This window comes from Frankia sp. AiPs1 (assembly GCF_023716945.1).
Classification (GTDB): domain Bacteria; phylum Actinomycetota; class Actinomycetes; order Frankiales; family Frankiaceae; genus Frankia.
In genome coordinates this window covers 1-1,939 of record NZ_JAMQQF010000811.1, presented here as the reverse complement: position 1 = coordinate 1,939, position 1,939 = coordinate 1, and the positions used below count along the sequence as shown (strand labels likewise).

The window sequence follows — 1,939 nt, the reverse complement described above, 5'->3', positions numbered from 1 at the left end:
ACGACCCGCACCCGGGCACCGCGGGCGAGCAGCGCCCGGGCCGCGGCGAACCCCGACACCCCCACCCCGACGACCAGCACGGGCAGCCCCGTCCAGTCGCGCGGCTGCGCTGCGGCCCCGGGTCCAGCAGACTCCAGGGGGCCTGGAGACTCCAGGGGGCCTGGAGACTCCACGAGGCCAGCAGGCTCCAGGGGGCCAGCAGGCTCCAGGGGGCTAACCATTGCCGTGGGAGAGGAACTCGGCATAGAACAGGCCGAGCCCGAAGGCCACCGCGAGGCCGGAGACGATCCAGAAGCGGATGATCACCGTTGTCTCGGGCCATTCGGCGAGTTCGAAGTGATGGTGGATCGGTGCCATGTTGAACACGCGTTTCTTCGTCGCCTTGAAGAACGCCACCTGGATCAGCACCGACAGGGTCTCGATGACGAACAGGCCACCGAGGACGACGAGCAGCAGCTCGGTCCGGCTGACGATGGCGATGCTGGCGAACGCGCCGCCGAGCGCGAGCGAGCCGGTGTCCCCCATGAAGATCTTCGCCGGGCTGGCGTTCCACCACAGGAACCCGAAGCAGGCCCCCATCGCCGCCGCCGCGACCAGCGCCACGTCCAACGGGTCGCGCACCGCGTAGCAGCCGGCCGGCGAGTCCCCCGGCTCGCACAGGTTGCCGAACTGCCAGAACGAGATGACCACATAGGCGCCGAAGACCATCGCAGACGTGCCGGCGGCCAGGCCGTCGAGACCGTCGGTGAGGTTCACCGCGTTCGACGTCGCGGCGATGATGATCCAGGCCAGCAGCGGGAAGCCGATGATGCCGACCGTCAGGGACGTGTCGCGCACGATCGAGATGTACGTCGACCCCGGCAGCAGCCCGGCGTCGTTCTTGAACCGGACCGCGAGCAGGCCGAACGCGAGCGCGACCGCGGCCTGGCCGGCGAACTTCATCCGGGCGGTGAGCCCGAGACTCCGCTGCTTGCGGATCTTGATGTAGTCGTCGAGGAAACCCACGACGCCGAGTCCGGTCATCACCAGCAGGACGAGCAGCCCCGAGGCGGTGAAGCCGATTCCGGTCACCAGGTGGGCCAGGAAGTAGCCGACCAGGGTCGCCACGATGATCACGGTGCCGCCCATGGTGGGCGTGCCGCGCTTCATCAGATGGCTCGACGGGCCGTCCTCGCGGATCTCCTGCCCGTACCCCTGCCGGCGAAAGAACCGGATCACCCAGGGGGTTCCGAGCAACGACACGACCAACGCGACCATGGCCGCGATAAGAACGCCTCTCACGCGGATGTCACCCGCGCGCGTCCGCCTCGGTGGCCACAGTGCAGCCAGCGGTCCGTCCTCATGCCCCCTCGATCCCGGCGCCGACCACGCCGAACCTCGTCACCACGTCCTCGGCGACGCGCTCCAGACCGTAGGACCGGCTGGCCTTGACCAGCACGACATCGTCCGGCCGGGCGAGCGCGACCACCGTCGTCACCGCCTCGTCGGCGTCCGCCACCCACCGCGACTCGCCGGCCCAGGAGCCCTCCAGCGACGCCGCGAGTCCGATGCGCCGGGCCGCCGGCCCCACCGCGATCACCTGGTCGATCCCGAGCCGGACGGCGAGCCGGCCGAGCGCGTCGTGCGCGTCGTCGGCGGCGTCGCCGAGCTCCCCCATCCCGCCGAGCACCGCGATCGCCCGGCCCGCCCCGCGCATGTCGACCAGCGTCGCCAGGGCGGCGCGCATCGACTCGGGGTTGGCGTTGTAGGAGTCGTTGACGACGACGACCCCGGCGGCGGTCCGGGTGACCTCCATCCGCCAGCGGCTGCGCGCCCGCGCCGCGCCGAGAGCCGCCGCGGTCCGTGCGGGGCTCAGGCCCAGGCGCAGGGCGACGGCGGCCGCCGCGAGCGCGTTGGGCACCTGGTGCGCGCCGACGAGGCCGAGGGTGACCCGGTGGCG

General features: G+C 71.7%; 2 protein-coding genes. Both read right to left on the bottom strand.

The features are described 5' to 3' along the window. Window positions 1-213: 213 nt before the first annotated feature. The gene (gene mraY / locus ND748_RS30920) at window positions 214-1,281 is read right to left on the bottom strand and encodes a phospho-N-acetylmuramoyl-pentapeptide-transferase (protein WP_251749848.1); all 1,068 of its coding nucleotides are present in this window, start codon (window positions 1,279-1,281) and stop codon (window positions 214-216) included. A gap of 58 nt (window positions 1,282-1,339) precedes the next feature. After that, window positions 1,340-1,939, bottom strand: a 600-nt coding sequence (locus ND748_RS30915; protein WP_285902952.1) for a glutamate ligase domain-containing protein, incomplete at its 5' end; no start/stop codon positions are given.